At 31.6% G+C, this 17,363-nt stretch carries 16 protein-coding genes; 6 read left to right on the forward strand and 10 right to left on the reverse strand.

Annotated elements, in window-relative coordinates; all coding sequences use genetic code 11:
• Positions 1-102 precede the first annotated feature (102 nt).
• From mnmG to ACOSP6_RS06230, 3 genes are read right to left on the reverse strand one after another with little or no spacing between them, the layout of a single operon-like run.
• Positions 103-1,980, reverse strand: a complete 1,878-nt coding sequence (mnmG, locus tag ACOSP6_RS06220) for a tRNA uridine-5-carboxymethylaminomethyl(34) synthesis enzyme MnmG (RefSeq protein WP_422094817.1) — start codon at positions 1,978-1,980, stop codon at positions 103-105.
• Between the two features lie 53 nt (positions 1,981-2,033).
• Positions 2,034-2,447, reverse strand: coding sequence for an rRNA maturation RNase YbeY (ybeY, locus tag ACOSP6_RS06225; RefSeq protein ID WP_422094816.1), 414 nt, complete (start codon positions 2,445-2,447; stop codon positions 2,034-2,036).
• A complete protein-coding gene (locus ACOSP6_RS06230) occupies positions 2,447-5,827 on the reverse strand; it encodes a DUF4175 family protein (RefSeq protein WP_422094815.1) in 3,381 nt (1,126 codons plus the stop codon). Before ACOSP6_RS06230 ends, ybeY begins: the two co-directional genes overlap by 1 nt.
• A gap of 128 nt (positions 5,828-5,955) precedes the next feature.
• Between ACOSP6_RS06230 and ACOSP6_RS06235 the strand changes: the two genes are divergently transcribed.
• The 5 genes from ACOSP6_RS06235 to ACOSP6_RS06255 all read left to right on the forward strand — a co-directional run bounded on the left by ACOSP6_RS06235 (position 5,956) and on the right by ACOSP6_RS06255 (position 10,668).
• Positions 5,956-6,261, forward strand: a complete 306-nt coding sequence (locus ACOSP6_RS06235; protein WP_422094814.1) for a hypothetical protein — start codon at positions 5,956-5,958, stop codon at positions 6,259-6,261.
• Between the two features lie 123 nt (positions 6,262-6,384).
• Positions 6,385-7,218, forward strand: coding sequence for a transporter (locus tag ACOSP6_RS06240; RefSeq protein WP_422094813.1), 834 nt, complete (start codon positions 6,385-6,387; stop codon positions 7,216-7,218).
• A 117-nt stretch (positions 7,219-7,335) separates the two neighbouring features.
• Complete coding sequence (gene gltX / locus ACOSP6_RS06245) at positions 7,336-8,859, forward strand: glutamate--tRNA ligase (protein WP_422094812.1); 1,524 nt, start codon at positions 7,336-7,338, stop codon at positions 8,857-8,859.
• Positions 8,860-8,956: 97 nt separating this feature from the next.
• Positions 8,957-9,910, forward strand: a complete 954-nt coding sequence (locus ACOSP6_RS06250) for a peptidase (RefSeq protein WP_422094811.1) — start codon at positions 8,957-8,959, stop codon at positions 9,908-9,910.
• Positions 9,911-9,918: 8 nt separating this feature from the next.
• Complete coding sequence (locus tag ACOSP6_RS06255) at positions 9,919-10,668, forward strand: DUF481 domain-containing protein (protein ID WP_422094810.1); 750 nt, start codon at positions 9,919-9,921, stop codon at positions 10,666-10,668.
• Here ACOSP6_RS06255 and ACOSP6_RS06260 read toward each other — a convergent pair.
• Positions 10,665-11,282: an outer membrane beta-barrel protein gene (locus ACOSP6_RS06260; RefSeq protein WP_422094809.1), complete on the reverse strand. Its 618-nt coding sequence runs from the start codon at positions 11,280-11,282 to the stop codon at positions 10,665-10,667. The two genes, ACOSP6_RS06255 and ACOSP6_RS06260, sit on opposite strands and share 4 nt — an antisense overlap.
• A gap of 54 nt (positions 11,283-11,336) precedes the next feature.
• Positions 11,337-11,771, reverse strand: coding sequence for a TerB family tellurite resistance protein (locus ACOSP6_RS06265; protein ID WP_422094808.1), 435 nt, complete (start codon positions 11,769-11,771; stop codon positions 11,337-11,339).
• A 170-nt stretch (positions 11,772-11,941) separates the two neighbouring features.
• Here ACOSP6_RS06265 and ACOSP6_RS06270 point away from each other — a divergent pair, with 170 nt between their 5' ends.
• A complete protein-coding gene (locus tag ACOSP6_RS06270; protein ID WP_422094807.1) occupies positions 11,942-12,943 on the forward strand; it encodes a carboxylesterase family protein in 1,002 nt (333 codons plus the stop codon).
• A 65-nt stretch (positions 12,944-13,008) separates the two neighbouring features.
• On the opposite strand, the gene ACOSP6_RS06275 is transcribed toward ACOSP6_RS06270, so the two are convergent.
• The 5 genes from ACOSP6_RS06275 to ACOSP6_RS06295 form a co-directional block, all read right to left on the reverse strand.
• Entirely contained in the window at positions 13,009-14,082 is a 1,074-nt protein-coding gene (locus ACOSP6_RS06275) for a hypothetical protein (RefSeq protein WP_422094806.1), read from the reverse strand.
• 168 nt (positions 14,083-14,250) lie between these two features.
• Positions 14,251-15,528, reverse strand: a complete 1,278-nt coding sequence (locus ACOSP6_RS06280; protein WP_422094805.1) for a phosphatidylserine decarboxylase — start codon at positions 15,526-15,528, stop codon at positions 14,251-14,253.
• Between the two features lie 212 nt (positions 15,529-15,740).
• Complete coding sequence (locus ACOSP6_RS06285) at positions 15,741-16,109, reverse strand: hypothetical protein (protein WP_422094804.1); 369 nt, start codon at positions 16,107-16,109, stop codon at positions 15,741-15,743.
• Between the two features lie 214 nt (positions 16,110-16,323).
• A complete protein-coding gene (locus tag ACOSP6_RS06290; protein WP_422094803.1) occupies positions 16,324-16,962 on the reverse strand; it encodes a class I SAM-dependent DNA methyltransferase in 639 nt (212 codons plus the stop codon).
• Positions 16,952-17,341, reverse strand: coding sequence for a VOC family protein (locus ACOSP6_RS06295; protein ID WP_422094802.1), 390 nt, complete (start codon positions 17,339-17,341; stop codon positions 16,952-16,954). Before ACOSP6_RS06295 ends, ACOSP6_RS06290 begins: the two co-directional genes overlap by 11 nt.
• Positions 17,342-17,363 lie beyond the last annotated feature (22 nt).

The following is a 17,363-nucleotide window of genomic DNA, read 5'->3' on the forward strand; positions in this document are numbered from 1 at the left end:
CAATTAGATTATTATTTAAATATGTTCCTCGTGGAACATTTGGTAATTTAGTGGTGAAAATAAAAAAAACGTTCCACATGGAACGTTTTTTTTATAGTCATTTTATCTACCCATATAAACTAGTAGAACGGAGACATCACTTGGAGAAACTCCACTTATTCTACTTGCTTGTGAAATACTCGTAGGTTTTATTTTTGTAAGTTTTTCTCTTGCTTCATATGAAAGAGATTTCACCTTTGTATAATCGAAATTAGATGGAATTGGAACATTTTCCAATCTGTTTAATTTATCGGCGTTACTCTTTTCTTTCTCGATATATCCTGAATATTTTAAATGAATTTCTACTTGTTCTATAATTTCATTATCGATATTGTTTGTGTAGATATAATTGTTTAGTTTTTCAATAGATAATAAATCATTGAATACTAATTGAGGTCTTGCGGCAATCTTGTATAATTTCATAGATTGAGAAATAGGTGTAAGATTTTTACTCGTTAGTACAGGGTTGATTTCTTCTTTTGATACACTTAAATTTTTTAAATACTCTATTAGTGATTCAGTATTTTTCTTCTTTGCTTCTACTCTTTCCATTCGTTCTTTAGATGCTAATCCTAGTTTAAAAGATTTTGGTGTTAATCTTAAATCAGCATTATCTTGACGAAGGAGTGTTCTATACTCAGCTCTAGAAGTAAACATTCGATATGGTTCTTCTGTTCCTTTTGTAATTAGATCATCTATTAGGACTCCAATATACGCTTCACTTCTCTTTAATATAAATGGTTCTCTATTCTGTGTTTTTAATGCAGCATTTATTCCGGCCATTAAACCTTGTGCAGCTGCTTCTTCATATCCGGTAGTTCCATTTATCTGACCAGCGAAGAATAAGTTTTCAATTAATTTAGTTTCTAGGGAATGTGTTAATTGAGTTGGTGGAAAATAATCATATTCAATGGCGTAACCATATCTAAAGAATTTTACATTCTCAAATCCAGGAATTGAACGTATTGCTTTATCTTGAATATCTTCAGGTAGCGATGTTGAGAAGCCATTAACATAAATCTCTACAGTATTCCAACCTTCTGGTTCAACAAAAATTTGATGTCTATCTTTTTCAGCGAAACGATTAATTTTATCTTCGACTGATGGACAATATCTCGGACCTGTAGACTTGATTCTTCCATTAAACATAGGTGAGCGATCAAAACCTTCTCTCAATAAATCATGAGTTGTTTGATTCGTGTATGTTAAATAACAAGAACGTTGTTGAGTTAGTGGTCGAGTGATTGGTAAGTATGAAAATTTCTCAGGATTGTCATCACCTGGTTGTTCGGTCATTTGGCTATAATCTAAAGATCTTCCATCGACTCTTGGTGGAGTTCCTGTTTTCATTCGACCTGATTCGAAACCTTTTTCTACTAAATCTTCTGTAATACCAGTTGATGCTCCTTCTCCTGCTCTACCACCACCAAATGTTTTTTCACCGATATGAATTAAACCATTTAAAAATGTACCTGCTGTTACAATTACAGTCTTAGCTTTAATTGTTAATCCTAGGTTTGTTTTAACTCCGGTGATTTTATTTCCGTCAAATATAAGACCATTAACAGAGTCTTGATAAAAATCTAAATTCTCTGTTTGTTCCAACATTGTTCTCCAACACTCTGCGAACTGCATTCTATCAGATTGTGCTCTTGGACTCCACATTGCTGGTCCTTTTGATTTATTTAACATCTTAAACTGGATTGCAGTTTTATCAGTTACAATTCCACTATATCCACCAAGGGCGTCAATTTCTCTAACGATTTGTCCTTTTGCTATTCCACCCATAGCAGGGTTACAACTCATTTGAGCAATGTTTTGCAAATTCATTGTAATCAATAACGTTTTTGCGCCCATGTTGGCACTGGCTGCTGCTGCCTCACTTCCTGCGTGTCCTCCTCCTACTACGATGACATCATACGTTGTTGTGAATAAACTCATTGTTATAAGTACTGTTTATATAAAATAAAAAAGTCTGTTCCACGTGGAACAGACTACAAATTTACGGTTTTTAAACAACTATTTTCTTTGTCTCTCATTAATTGTTTTTCGTCATCGGTCTTATCTTTAAATCCCATATAGTGTAAAACACCATGAATCATTACTCGATGTAATTCTTCTTTGAAAGAGACGTTAAATGTTTTAGCATTTTCCTCTACCCTAGGAATTGAAATAAAAATATCACCTCCAATTAATTTTCCAAGAGTGTAATCAAAACTAATGATATCTGTAAGTGTGTCGTGCTGTAAAAATTCTACATTTATTTTATGTAAATAGGCGTCGTCACAGAAAATATAATTTATTTCTCCAATTTCAAATCCATCTTCTTCTGCGCAACTAGTAATCCATTTTTGTAACTCTTCTTCATTATCTATAGTGAAATCAGTTTCGTAATTAAAAGCAATCATTATTTTTTTGTTTCGTTTTGATTATTAAAATATTCTTGAACTTTCTTTTTGTAATCTTTGCGCAAAGGTAATGATTGTCGGTTCAATATTTCATTCTGATTATAGTAAAGCTTTTTAAATTCAATTTCCTTTGCACGATTTCTGTTGTATTCAATAATATTAGTATTTGATTTTCTTTTCTTTTCTTTGCCCTGTTCAAATGTTGCTTTATCTAATTTTAATAATTCGTAGTTTAATCTTTGCATTCTTTGTAAGGTGTTTTGATTAAAACCACGTTCTAAAATTTCATTCTCTAATTGCTCCATTTCTTTTAAAGCTTTCTTAGCATTGCCATCTTTTAAACCGCCTTCTTTGATTGCATTCTCTAGTTCTTGTCTTAATTTTGACTGTTCTTTATATATTTGATAGAGATCTCCATCTAAATCTTCATTAGGATTACCTTCTCCTTTTTGTCCTTGTTTACCATCTTTTTTTCCTTCCTTTCCATCTTTACCATTATTTGGTTTTCCTTCTTGGCCTTTCTGTTGCATGCCTTGTTTCATTTGTTCAGATAATCCTTTTTGTTTTTGAATAATATCTGGTAAACTAAATGACTCACCTTTTTTACCTTTTCCTGAACCACTTCCAGGTTGAGGATTTTGCATTGCATCTAAAGTATTACTCAACATATTTACGAGCTCATTACTAGCGGTCATAACATAACGTTGATTTGAAGTTCCTCTTCTAAATCTGCTTTCAGAAAAATTTTCTAAACTCAAATCAAGATTGTAATGTGCAGTAGCTAAATGCTCTTGTATTTCTGAACTAATCTCTGGAACTCTCATTGATAAAACATACAGACTATCATCGATATGTTCAAAATATGTTTTTAATTGATTTTGTTTACGAATTTTTTCTCCGAACTCTGGATGAGATGAACTAGATTTAGAATACCAGTCCATGAGTTTTTCTTGGTCAAATGAAAATGTTATCAAATTTTCAACAACACTTCTTAAGTCTTCCATGTTTTCTTCTTGCATGGCACTACTCATCATTTGCATAGATTGTTGCATCTTTTTGCTCATTTCTTGCATTTTTTGAGATGCTTTTTTTTGATTTTGTTTTGCACTGTCTTTGTCGTTCTTCTTTAAATTTTCTTCTGCATTCTTAAGTTCATTATCAGTTTCCTTTTGCAATTCCTCCATTTTCGGAATCTCCATAGGTTCTTTTAGTTTTTCATTTTCCTTTTTTAAATCATCAATATCTTTTTTAATATCGTCAAATTCTTTTTTTATTTTATTTTGTTTTTCTTGCAGTTCTTTATTTTCCTTGTCTTTTACTTTTTGCTGAGTTGAATCATTCTTCTCGTTATTTTTTTCTTCTTTATTATCAGTTAGATTTTCTTGTTTTTTCGAAAGTTTATCAAGTTTATCGGAGATCTGATTCATTTTTTGTTCAACATAATAACGCTTTGCTAATTCTAATACTCGTTCTAAACTCTTTTCTTGTTGTTTATTTTGTTGTGCCAGTTCCTTACTCTTTTTTAATAAATCCTCTTTCTGAAGTTTTTCAGCCATTTTTTTGATTTCATCAAGAAGCTTCTTTTGTTTCTCCAACTTCTTTAATTCTTCTATTCGTTTTTGAAGTTGTTCTTTTTTCTTTTGTAAGCTTTCATTTTTTTCTTTTTTCTCAGAGAAACTTTCCTGAAGTTTATCTGTTTGACGCTCCATCATTTTTTTATATTGCTCCTGACGTTTGATGAGATTTTCAATTTTCTTTTGATCATTCCAGTTCATTTTCTTCTTATTTTGAAGATCAAACTGAATTTTCTCTAATTCTTGTTTATTCTTTTCTTGGTTATCAATTGAGTTTTGGATGTTCTCCAAATAATTTTGTTGCTCCTGTAATAATTCGTTCTCAATTTCCTCCTCAGTTTTTTTACGATACGAAAACTTTCTACTTACTGCGTTTTTGGAACCATTGATACCGTCATTATCATAAATTTTAAAATATATCTCATATTCTATACCTTCTATTAGTTGAATGTCGTTTGGAAATGATGTGAAGAAACTCTGCACATTTTCTTTAGTTATGGAAATTTTTTTAATTTCTTGCTTTGTAGGATTTTGAATATCGTAATAAATCATTTCTAGCTTGGTAAAACCATAGTCATCGCCAATTTGTCCAGCAAAATATGCAGGTCCTCTTGAAATACTGTCAATATTCGATTTTACTGAAATAGTTGGAGCTTCATCACGAATGGTATTTATGGAGAACTGGAGTTTTTCATAATCTTTTAAAGCGTCATTAGAAGTACTAATTGCGTAATTTGTATTTCGTAATATCTGTTTATTGTAACTGAACTTATCTATACTATCTTGAATGAATAAAACAGGATTTTTGTTATCTAGAATATACTTAACTTCTTTAGTTTGAGTTGTTTTAACAGTCCATTTAACAATTGTTCCTTGTGGAACAGTAATATTTGTAGCGTTCGGAAGCACTTCATTTTTTTTACTTACATACTTTGGATAGTTTAATGAAAGGCTTATGTTTTGAATATTTGGAGTCTTAATAATATCAATTTGATAATTTCCTGAAGTAATTGAGTTTGCTTCAACATAAAATTCTATAGGATCTTTTACTTCCTCAAAAGTGTAAGAGAAAAGGCCACCCCCGTTATTTTCTAGATAATATTCTTCGTTGTTGTAGTTAATTTTTACTTCTTCCGGAATAATTTCACCTTTGGTTTCGATGTAAACTGTAATTGATTTTCCTTGAATTACCTCTAATTTAGGAACTGTTAAATGAAAACTGAAAGGAGCTGGTGGCTGATATGCTATACTGTGATTGACTACCCTATCAAAACTTTGGTTAATTTTATTTGAATTTCCGGAGAAAAGAATAATTGCCCAAATGAGTAGAGGAATCGCTAAATATTTTAAATATTTAACGTTAACTGAGAAATTAATTGCTTTAGAAAAAGGAATTGGTTCTAATTGATTTGCTTTTTGTTCAATACTTGCTGCAAGAAGTTCTGATTGAGTTTTATTTTCTTTTAACTGAATGATATTCAGTAGTTTATCTTTAACTTCAGGAAAGTGATTACCAATTATTTTAGATGCTTTTTCTTTCGAAATCCCTGCTCTTAAGCCAAATAATTTCGATAACGGGAATAATATGAATCGCACTAGTAATGTGAATTCAACAATAACAAAAAGCCAGAACAAAATTGTACGGGCTGTAGGTCGTAACCACAAAAAGTACTCGATAAATAGTGTAATTAATAAATACAATAGACCCAGTGAAGTAAATAGAATACTACCTTTTATTAGTTCGTTTGTATAAAACTTCTTACTGAATTGTTGAAGTTTTTGCTCTATTAAAGAAAAATTACTCATAATGAATGCCTTCTACTGTAAAATTAAGTAATAAAAACTACTTGAAATAGTCAGTTTCTTTTTAAAAAGAATTAGGCATTGTTAAAACTTAGCTAAAAAACAGCTAATTCGTTCCTTTAAAACAAATATTGGCTATTTTTAGTCAACCCCGAATATCGTTTAATCATAAAAATCTAAAAATTATAAAAACCAAATTCTTAAACATTTCAAGTACTAAAGTTTTATCAAAAAAAGATCAAAAAAACATTACCGGAGGAATCTGGGGAAGCTCAAACTGCTTAATTACAGGTTGTCATGATCATTATCCAGGAAGCCCTTTAGATGGAATTGTTGGATTTGAAGAAGGTGGACCTTGTTCAATTGCATCACCGGAAGGACAGTCATCTATAGGAACGTTACGTCAAGGTAAATGCTGTATTGGTTCTTTCCATTAGAAACTCTTTTTATAATGTAGAGAAAAATAGAACCATCCTTAAAAGGATGGTTTTTTTGTAAAAAATTACATTTTTTTGTAAGGATTGCTTTTTTAATTAAACTAAGTCTGAAATATTAAAAACATGAAAAAACTAGCCTGCCTTTTACTGTTATCAGTTTCATTAGTCGCTTATTCACAAAGTCCTTGGACCCAGAAAAAAGGAAAATCTTACGTACAGTTAAGCTTTACAACGATACCTTCTTATTCTACCCTTTTCGGAAATCCTGAATACAATACGGAACGAAAGATCAACGACAATACTTTACAATTTTATGGAGAATTTGGATTATCAGATAAAACAACATTAATTGCCAATTTACCTCTTAAAATGGTTGCAAGTAATGAAGTTACAAGCCCAACAATTACTCCATTTACAACGGAAGATTCACAAACCGCTTTAGGTAATGTACAAGTAGGAATAAAGCATAATTTTTATAATAAAAAATGGTTGATTTCTGGTCAATTACTGGTTGAAGCAAATACTGGAACTTATGAAGACGATTCTGGTTTACGAACTGGTTATGATGCATGGACATTTACACCAACGATTATTCTTGGTCGTGGATTTAATGACTGGTATATACAAGCGTTTACAGGAGTTGATATTCGAACAAATGAATATAGTTCAGCATTTAAACTTGGTGGTGAAGCAGGATATAAAGCATTGGATTGGTTGTGGGTTGCTGGTTTCTTAGATGGAGTCGCATCTTTTCAAAATGGAGATTTTATTGATCCTCGAAACAATAGATTAACAGGTTTATACGTTAATAATCAGAGTTATGCTGCATTTGGTGTAAAGCTCATTGGTGAATTCGATAAAAATTTTGGAGTTAATGCCGGTTTCGGGGGAGCATTCGACGGGCGAAACGTAGCTAAATCTCCAGCATTATCATTAGGGTTATATTACAAGCTCTAATTATTAATTGTCCTAAATAAATCTAAAAAGGTTTCACAAGAAACCTTTTTTTTGTGCCCTACTTTCTGTTTTTTTCTTAATGTTTTAAAACTATCTTTGCGCTTTAAAAAATTAGAAATGTCTGAAAATGTTAGAGTGCGTTTTGCACCAAGTCCAACAGGACCATTACATATGGGAGGCGTTAGAACCGCTTTGTACAACTACTTATTTGCAAAAAAACACAACGGAACTTTTGTGTTACGTATTGAAGATACCGACCAAACTCGTTATGTTGCTAATGCGGAACAGTATATCATCGATTCTTTAGAATGGTGTAATATTCCTTTTGATGAAGGACCAGGAAAGAATGAAAAGTACGGACCTTACAGACAATCGGAAAGAAAACATTTATACAAACAATACGCTGACCAATTATTAGAAAATGGTTGGGCTTATTACGCGTTTGATACAGCTGAAGAGTTAGACGCACATAGAAAAGATCACGAGGCAAATGGTAAAACATTCATTTATAATTGGCACAATCGCGAAAAAGGAAAGTTAGTTAACTCATTGGTTTTATCTAAAGAAGAAGTTCAGGAAAGAATTGATAATGGTGATAAATATGTAGTTCGTTTTAAAACTCCACAAGATGAGACTTTAATTTTAGAAGATGAAGTTCGTGGAACTATTAAAATTGATACTAACACGTTGGATGATAAGGTTTTATTTAAATCTGATGGAATGCCAACATATCATTTGGCGAACATCGTAGATGACCATTTAATGAAAATTTCACACGTAATTCGTGGTGAAGAGTGGCTACCTTCTCTCCCATTGCACACGTTACTTTACAAAGCTTTTGATTGGGAAGCGCCGAAATTTGCGCATTTATCACTGATTTTAAAACCAGTTGGTAAAGGAAAGTTAAGTAAACGAGATGGGGATAAATTAGGATTTCCAGTATTTCCATTGGAATATACAAATGAAAAATCAGGTGATGTTTCACGTGGATACAAAGAAGATGGATATTTCCCTGAAGCTTTTGTAAACTTATTAGCTTTATTAGGTTGGAATCCTGGTACTGAGCAGGAATTATTCTCATTAGAAGAATTGACGCAAGCATTTGATTTATCTAGAGTAAGTAAATCTGGAGCGAAGTTTAGTCCGGACAAAGCAAAATGGTTCAATCAACAATATTTACAACAAAAATCAGCTGAAGAATTAACAGATTTATTCTTACCAATCCTTACTAAAAATGGAGTTGAAGCTGATAAAGATTACATTATAAAAGTGGTTACTTTAGTTAAAGAAAGAGCAAATTTTGTAAATGATTTAACAGAATTGTCTAATTTCTTCTTCACGAATCCAACAACTTACGACGAAAAAGCGGCTAAGAAACAATGGAAAGAAAATACCGGAGAATTAATGACGGAATTAGTTTCTGTGATTGAGGGAATTGAAGATTTTTCCATTGAAAACGCACAAACTGAAATTAAAGGATGGATTACTTCTAAAGAAATTGGTTTTGGTAAAGTTATGCAGCCTTTAAGATTAAGCTTAGTTGGAAAATTGGCTGGTCCAGATTTATTTGAAATTATGACAATGATTGGTAAAGAAACGACCATCGAGAGAATAAAAAATGCAATTTCGAACTTAGGTTAAGTTCAATTGAAAATGAAAATATATTACGCGCTACTGAGAATTTCTTAGTAGCGCTTTATTTTTTGTTTCTTTGTAATGAAACCAAGAAAAAGAAAACATGTTTACGGCTACAGTTAAGAGTTCGCAAGATGAAGATATTTCTATTCTAATTCAAAAGGATAATCACACGTGGAACTATTTGTGCGATTGTGGAGAAGCTAGTGGATTATCCGTAAAGGAAATACAAAACACGAAGGCTGTTTTTATCAGCCACACACATATAGATCACTTCATAAATTTTGATAATATTATTCGTCATCAAATAGGAATTGAAAGACGCGTAATTATCTGTGGTCCAGAAGGAATCTCAAAACAAGTACAAGCAAAGTTATTAGGTTATACGTGGAACCTTATCGAAGAAAAGTCTATTATTTATGAGGTTCGCGAGTTGAAATCTGAAAATGAATATGAGGTTTTCGAATTTCAACCTCCACTTTGGGAATTGAAAAAGCAATCAGAGGTAAGAAGTGAGTTTATTTATAAGAATGATGACTTTGAAGTTTCGGCTGTATTATTGAATCATAAAATTCCCACAGTTGCTTATAAATTTGAGGAAAAAGAAAAGATAAAAATTGATTTAAGTAAAGCTACTTTCAAACCAGGAAAATGGGTAAAAGAATTAAAAGATGCTTTTGAAAAACAAGAATTTAATACTGACATTGTTGTAGGAGAAACCTCATACCTTGCCAAAGACTTGTTTTATTTATTGGAGGTTCAAAAAGGTGATACAGTTGGAATTATTATGGATCATTCACCAAGCAAAGAAAATCACGATAAAATTGAAGCGCATTTCAAATTGTGCGAAACGGTTTTGATTGAGTCGTTTTATTTGAATGAGGATAAAGAGTTAGCTTTGAAAAATTTTCATAGTTATGCGGAGCAATCAGGAAAAATTACAAGAAAGGCTCAGGTAAAAAAAGCAATTCCAGTGCACTTTTCAAGAAAGTACAGTTCCGAGCAAATCAATCAATTAAAAGAAGAGTTTTATCAAGCATTTCATAAAATAAGTTAATAAAAAGCATGAGAAAGTATATTTTTATTGCTCTAGTATTTTTACCATTCGTAGTTCAATCTCAAATAATTAATGTTGAGAATTTACGCCGAGTTACCGACACTATTGGTTGGTCTGGTTTTACGAGATTAGATTTACATTTAATCAAAAATAAGAACACCATTTTTGGAATTTCGAATAGAACTCGTATTCAATATAAAACACAAAAGCACTTATGGTTATTTGTAAATGATTTAGATTTTAGAGAAGCAAATTCTAATAAATTTGTAAATAAAAGCGCTCAGCATTTCAGATATAACTATAGATTTCATGAAAAAATCGCTCTGGAGGCATTTTTACAGTCTCAGAACGATGAAATATCGGCAATTCGATTCAGAGGTCTAATTGGAACTGGCTTACGCTTTAAATTGTCTAAAAACGAGGATTACAAGTTTTATTTGGGTAGTTTAGTAATGTATGAGCATGAAGATATAATTTCAACAGTAGAAGAAAATAATAGACATTGGAGAAGTAGTTCTTATTTTTCAATGAGCTTAGCTCCTAAAAATAATATCTCGATTGTTAGTACTACCTACTTTCAACCAAGATTTAGTATGTTTTCAGATTTTAGAGTTTCAAGCCAAACTACAATTGCTCTTGAAGTATTTAAAAATTTAAGATTTACTACAAATTTTACCTATCAATATGATGAGTTTCCGGTAATTGGAATTCCGAAGGAACAATATGTATTAACAAATGGTTTACTTTACAGTTTCTAATCATTTGGATTATGAAAACATGCACCACCAGTCAACGATTTTCTTCTACTAACTCCACCACCAGCACTTCCGAATAATCCGTCGAAAGCAAAAACAATAGACCCTGTCAATTGAATATGCGATCGCATACTTTCATATATTTCTAAAGAATGCTTGTAATAAACTTGACCATTTAAACCAATGTTGTCGGTAACCCAATACGTGGCTCCTGCTCCAATATTCATTGTTGGGGTCATTTTTCTTTCCGAGTCAACTAAGCTTCCACCTATAAAAACGTATGGTTCAAATTTGTCTATTAAATCTTTGAAGTTGTAACGTAAAGACCCATCCATAGAGAAATACTTTACATTATTACTGATAAAACCAACATCAAACGTATTAAAAGACATTGCCCCGTCTACAGAAAGCTTATCTGAGATTGGAATCGTTAAGTTTAATCTTGGAATTTGAAATAAATATTTATCACCAATATAATCAGCGTCTGCATCCGAAAACTTAGCAATACCAAAACCAAGACCAAACTGCCATTGGCTACTTTGCTCTTGAACTTGCGCTATTATTTTTGATGAAAAAAACAGTAAAAATAAAACTAGAATAGTTCTTCTTAAAACCATAATTAGGGGAATTAGTTAAAGTACTAAACTAGTAAAATTTTATTTTATTGTCTTTTATATTTCGTTTACTTTCTTGATTGCTTCGGTGAAATCATCTAAATCATTATCATTCATAACCAAATGGATAGCCTCATCACATACTTTTTCAACATTATCCATAGGAAAGCTTAAGGCAGTGGCAATTTTTCTCATAAGAATAACCTGATCCTTGCTAACTTCGTCATCAGCAAATATCATTTTTGTTAAACGATATAAACGTTCAATACTTTCATCGTATCCAACAGGTGGATTTAATGGATAAGCACTTGGGTTTTTAAGAATAGTTTTATATTCTTCTTCACTTATGTTTAAATTCTTTGCTGTTCTATCTAACAGTTTTTGTTCTCCTTCAGTAATAGTATTATCAATAAGAGCCATTTTTACTACACTTGCAAAATGTCCAATTTCTTGTTTGTGTTTTCCGCTTGAATATAAATCAGATATAGACATAATTCTTTATTTTTTTTGTTCTTATAAATTTACGATTCTTCTATATTTTTAGATGAATAAAACTTTAAAAAGTCACATTTAGTGGTGTTTAATTTAACTATATTCAAGCTAAAATGTTCCACGTTAAACCTTTACCCTCTTTTAAAGTCTTAATTTTATAAATTCGAATCATGAAAAAACTACTATACATTTTAACTTTTGTTGCACTCTCAGCTGCCTGCAGTTCATCTAAAACTAATGAAACTCCTAATCAGGAAAATAATGCCCCTATTATTACAACTGAAGCAACTTATGAAGTTGAGATTACTAAAGATATTGTTTATGCAGAAGGATTAAGTCATGAAAGCATTAATAGTCAGAATTCAGTTGTAAAGCAATTAACTTTAGATGCATACGTTCCCAAAAACTCATCAGATAATCGACCTGCAATTATGCTTATTCATGGTGGTGGATTTAAATCAGGTTCTAAAGAATCAGGTTCAATGACCTACTTAGCCAATTATTTTGCGGCGCGAGGATGGGTTGCTTTTTCGATTAATTATCGATTACAAAATGACTTAGGAACGGTTCCACAAGAATGGGTAAACTACATTGAGAATGCAAATAATGTGGCTGACAAAGACCAAGCATATGCGTTATATCCTGCAAGTAGAGATGCAAAAGCAGCATTACGTTGGGTATTTGCAAACTTAGGAACTTATAAAATAAACTCTAACTATGTTTCAGTTGGCGGTGGCTCTGCCGGCGCAGTTTCAGCAATTATGTTAGGTGTAACAGAAGCAGAGGATTATTACAGCGAAATTTCGGTAGCAACAGATCCAACTTTGACAACTACTAATGCAACAGAAGATGTAAAAGTTAGAGCAATTTTAGATTTTTGGGGAAGTGGAGTTACAGCTAGTTTGATAAATGATTTGTATGGGAAACAACGTTTCGGGGCCAATGATGCGCCTATTATTATTATCCACGGAACTAATGATGCTATAGTAGATTTTGCTGAAGCTGAAAAATTGCGGGGTAACTATATCAATTCTGGAGTAAATTATGAATTTTATCCATTACAAAATCAACCTCACAGTGCTTGGAATGCGACAGTAAACGGTAAAAGATTAGAAGAACTTTGTTTCGATTTTTTAGTAAAAGAATTGAGTTTGAATAAAGAAGAACTTTAGATTTAAATCATCAATTCGGTAAAGTACATTCACCGAATTGATAATTTATGTTTTTTTGTTTGTAATTAATGCAATACCTGCCCTCCTGCTACTACACTTTTGTTTTCTAAACTACTCTCTGAACTTAGGGTAGCAACAATAAATGAAAGTTTAATATTATTAAAAACCAATCCTAAAGTTAGTTGGCCAAAGGTGAAATTAGAATTATCTATTCCCAAGTTTTTTGAAAATTCTCCAGTACCAAAAACCTGATTATAATTAAATGTTCCAAAAAAACGCAATTGATTATTTGTTAAAGCAGCATCTGCATAAAAATCGATTCCAAAAGAAGCACTTCCAGCAAAATCATCTGTTGTAGTTCCGAATTCAGGAAAATCGGCAGTTCCTTTTGCTTGTAATCTCGAAATAAAATTAAATTGATTATTACTTGAGTGAATATATGCTAGTGGATATTGAATATTTAACACTGTATTTCCTCCATTTGAAACTAATCTTTGATAAGCTTCTTCTTGCTGAGCATTATCTTGGTTATCAGAAGAACTACTCGAAATCATAGCGCCCAAGCTTACACGTAAAACAGAAAGGTTTCCACTTACCAATTCTGAATAAATAGATCCAGAGTTATTTCCAATAGTAAAGCCTGTATTATTTAGTACACTAAATCGCTTCCCTTGGTTATCGTGTAAAATATCAAAAAATGCTCGAGCTCTTTTTGCATTAAAACTTAGAATTGAAGCTTTCTTTAATTGCAATTCTTCCATTTGATATTTGTTCGATAAGGTATCAAGTTTAGGTTGTATTATTGCTAAAGAATCTTGAGCGCTTTTTAATTGCTTTTCGTAAGCATCTATTTGTTCAGATGAGAGATTTACAGCACCAATTACCTCATTATGTAATTGTATTAGCGCATTTTTGCTAATAGAATCGAATTTCTTTTCTTTTTTTTCGAGCTTTAATTTCTCAATCATGGTTAAGGTCAAATAGTAATTGAATGTTTTTTTTCCGTTTTCAATACTATTATTTGGTTCTGCTTTCATACCAAACGTAGGGTTGTCCTTGATTTTGAAACTTGGAACATGTTGTGCGTATGATATAGTTGATAGCACGATGATATACAGAGTTAAGATTCTTGTTTTCATTGTTTTAAAGTTTGATTATATATCAAATTTATTAAGAAACAAGGGTTTATTTGTTAAGAAATTCATAACCGAAATGTTTTTAGTCATAAATGTGGTTTAATATGGAATGAAAGAAATAAGCCATCAAATATTTGAAGGCTTATAATTGATTAAAGAGAACAGGTTTTTTTATTTATCAAACAATACCGAAGCTTGTCCGTATTGAAAATGAATTGGCTCTTGACCAGGACTGTATTTATACATGTAAAGATCTTTTGGTGGATTTTGGAATAACATGATTATATCAGAACCTCCGAATCTAAACTTACCAAATTCTTGACCTTTTACCACAGTCTCATCTTGTAAATTTTCGTACATATTTACACCTGAAACTTGGCACATTCCAATAGGTAGAATGGCAACTTTACCAACTTCTGGTCCAGCATCCATAACTATTAAACCTCTTGCTTGTGTAAACTCATAACCATCTCCAGCACCATCTGGAGCGTCCCATTGTCCGTCTGGTTTTAATTCTACATTTAAATACACTTTTCCTTCAATTGGTCTTATTTCTAAAACTTTTCCAGCAACTGGTGTATGGAATCGGTGATAATCAAACGGACTTAAGAAATAATGAACGAAAGTTCCACCATTAAAGTCGTTTTCGTATGGACTATCTTGTAATAAGTCACTAATGGTTCCAATGGTATGCGTCCCTTTTAATTTTAATTGTTTTTTATCTCCTTCAAGACCAATTACATTTCCTTCTTGATCGATTGGATAAAATTGCTTGTACGTACAATCTGCAGGAGAAACAACAACTTTGTTATCGTGTGGCGCAGTGATAGGACGTAAAGGACTAATTCCTCTATCAGGATCAGCATCGTTAAATTCTCTAAAGAAGAATTGATTGAATGTTTTCCAAGATGCTTCGTTTTTAGCATATAAAGGGAAGTTGTACATTCTATCATATTTAAAGGAGTGTAAACTTTCCTTAGTCAGAGAAGCTGGTGTGTCTAAAAATCTTCCCCAAGCTTGAGCAAAATCTACCAACCAAGCTGCAAATTTTTCAAAGCTTTGCATCGTGGTATTTGTACCAGGAATTTTTTGATCAATTAACCAATAAGATTGACATAATAAATCATATACCTTTTGATTGTATCCATTTTGCTGATTATTACTTTTCCAAGCATTAGGATATTCAGGATCGTTACGTTCATTTGGTACCATTCTCACATATAAATCTAAATAATCCAAATACGCATTAATTGAAGTTGGCCATCCGTTTCCTTTAAACTCATTGTTAATTGCGTTGTACAAATCTGAGTTTAAATTTTTCTTAGCAGCAGCAACAGCAACATTCAAAGATGCAGTTAAAGCAGCAGCCATTGCAGGATCATCTGCTAAAAGTTCTTGTAAAGAGGTTACAACTGGTTCGTGTTTTTTGTTCAGAGTTAGTGTTTCCATTTTATGTGAGGTTAATTATTCACATTAAAGTTCTTAAAAACACTTCTTGTTTTATCAAAAAATACCCTAACACTTGTGTATTAGTGTATAAATGGCTTTGTTTTGGGTATGGGAGAAATATAATTGAAGTATAAATTGAGCATTACAATTGATTAATGTTTCTTAATCATTAGTAAAGTAACTGATTGTAATACTCAATTTTCAAATAAATATTACCTTCTTTGAGCATAGTGACTTCCTCTGCTATGTCCACAAACACTGCAATTAGAAAAACGTGTTTTTGCACATCTATTAGGATCACCATTGGCTGTGCATCGACTACAACAAACTCGCCCGTCTCTTCTACATTTGGTATTATACCAAGCATCAACTGCTTTTTCTTTCGATACCTTTTCCTTAGTTTCTAAAGATTGTAAATCCATAGAAACAAGGTTTTTTTCAGATTCAGATAAACTATTAAATTCTTCTGATTCTTTTATTTTTTGAATTTTTTCAGAACTCAGGTTTTCTGAATGCGAACTTTTTATGCAACTTTGAAGAAAACATACTACGCTGATAATAATTAAAATTTTGGCTTTCATCGTTTTGAAATTTAAAGTTAGTTTTAATGATTACTCACTTGTTTTTAGTCCGCATTCAATAGAGGCTCTTTCCATTAAAGAGTTACGTTGATTAATGTTGTAACATAATTTAGATTGATAAAAAATGAATTAGAACAGAAACAAGTGTTGTTCAAAATTACTAGTAAAAAGAGGTTTGTTTTATCCCTATAAATAAGTAAAAAGTAAGGAGAGCTTACGATGCTTTTTGCGCTATAAGGATGGAATGTATTTCTATGGCGCCATCTGATTTTTTATATTGAATAGATAGTTCTTTAAGAAGTACGAAGTTATGATTTACTAATAGTTGAGATATAAACTTAGGTTTGTAATAGTGAAAATAAACCCTATCTCCGGAACTACTAGTTTGAAAACCTGAATTTGTATAATCTCCGTCAACAAAACTTAGGTATATGATTCCTTTTTTATTGAGTTTGAAGTAGAATTCATTCCATAATTTTTCTAAGTCATCTTTTGATAGATATGGTATTGTAAAACCACAAATGATATCGTCAAAAGATTCATTTAAATCGGATAAACTTGGAATATCAAGAAGTTGAGTTCTGGTAGTTGGATTGTTCTTTTTTGCTAAGGCAACCATATTTTCAGAGACGTCAGTTGCTAATATTGAAAGCTGAGGTTTTAAATTAAGAAGTTGTTTGGTGATGTTTCCAGGACCACAGCCAATCTCGAGAACAGAAGGTTTTTCGTTAATAAGTAATTCACAAAACTTTTGATAAGAATCGTTATAAAGTTCCAAATCCATAAATTTATCTTCATACAATTTGGCTACTTTATTCCAAGTTTTTATGGTTTCGGTATACTTACTTTCCATTAACTAACATCCATTGAATGTTGAACTGATCTTTTACCATTCCGAAATTATCGTCTAAAGGGAATAATACTTTTCCCTGTTTTGCTAGTTTATCAAAGACATCTTTTCTTTCTTTTTTATTCGAAAAAGACACAAATAAGGACATATTAGTACCTTTTGTAACCATATGGTTAGGTAAATCGTCAGAAGCTTTAAAATGGACTCCTTCAGCTTTAAATTCAGAATCAAAAACACGATGCTCTACTTCAGATGGAACGGGCATTGGAGCATTTTTAAAAGTAGTTGTAGAGATAATTTCTCCCTGAAAAACATCAGTATAAAAAGTTAAAGCTTCTAAGCAATTTCCTGAGAAAACAAGGTAAGGTACAAGATTTTTCATGTTTATATCATTTACTTTAAAG

It is taken from the genome of Tenacibaculum sp. MEBiC06402 (genome assembly GCF_049239625.1).
Lineage (GTDB): Bacteria > Bacteroidota > Bacteroidia > Flavobacteriales > Flavobacteriaceae > Polaribacter.

What these genes read in the sequence shown, in the direction of transcription:
- ACOSP6_RS06270 (WP_422094807.1), top strand. Translation starts at nt 11,942, where the DNA reads ATGAAAAAACTACTATACATTTTAACTTTTGTTGCACTCTCAGCTGCC.
- ACOSP6_RS06275 (WP_422094806.1), bottom strand. Translation starts at nt 14,082, where the DNA reads ATGAAAACAAGAATCTTAACTCTGTATATCATCGTGCTATCAACTATA.
- ACOSP6_RS06230 (WP_422094815.1), bottom strand. Translation starts at nt 5,827, where the DNA reads ATGAGTAATTTTTCTTTAATAGAGCAAAAACTTCAACAATTCAGTAAG.
- ACOSP6_RS06290 (WP_422094803.1), bottom strand. Translation starts at nt 16,962, where the DNA reads ATGGAAAGTAAGTATACCGAAACCATAAAAACTTGGAATAAAGTAGCC.
- ACOSP6_RS06285 (WP_422094804.1), bottom strand. Translation starts at nt 16,109, where the DNA reads ATGAAAGCCAAAATTTTAATTATTATCAGCGTAGTATGTTTTCTTCAA.
- ACOSP6_RS06260 (WP_422094809.1), bottom strand. Translation starts at nt 11,282, where the DNA reads ATGGTTTTAAGAAGAACTATTCTAGTTTTATTTTTACTGTTTTTTTCA.
- ACOSP6_RS06295 (WP_422094802.1), bottom strand. Translation starts at nt 17,341, where the DNA reads ATGAAAAATCTTGTACCTTACCTTGTTTTCTCAGGAAATTGCTTAGAA.
- ACOSP6_RS06265 (WP_422094808.1), bottom strand. Translation starts at nt 11,771, where the DNA reads ATGTCTATATCTGATTTATATTCAAGCGGAAAACACAAACAAGAAATT.
- gltX (WP_422094812.1), top strand. Translation starts at nt 7,336, where the DNA reads ATGTCTGAAAATGTTAGAGTGCGTTTTGCACCAAGTCCAACAGGACCA.
- ACOSP6_RS06240 (WP_422094813.1), top strand. Translation starts at nt 6,385, where the DNA reads ATGAAAAAACTAGCCTGCCTTTTACTGTTATCAGTTTCATTAGTCGCT.
- ACOSP6_RS06255 (WP_422094810.1), top strand. Translation starts at nt 9,919, where the DNA reads ATGAGAAAGTATATTTTTATTGCTCTAGTATTTTTACCATTCGTAGTT.
- ACOSP6_RS06280 (WP_422094805.1), bottom strand. Translation starts at nt 15,528, where the DNA reads ATGGAAACACTAACTCTGAACAAAAAACACGAACCAGTTGTAACCTCT.
- ACOSP6_RS06250 (WP_422094811.1), top strand. Translation starts at nt 8,957, where the DNA reads ATGTTTACGGCTACAGTTAAGAGTTCGCAAGATGAAGATATTTCTATT.
- ybeY (WP_422094816.1), bottom strand. Translation starts at nt 2,447, where the DNA reads ATGATTGCTTTTAATTACGAAACTGATTTCACTATAGATAATGAAGAA.
- mnmG (WP_422094817.1), bottom strand. Translation starts at nt 1,980, where the DNA reads ATGAGTTTATTCACAACAACGTATGATGTCATCGTAGTAGGAGGAGGA.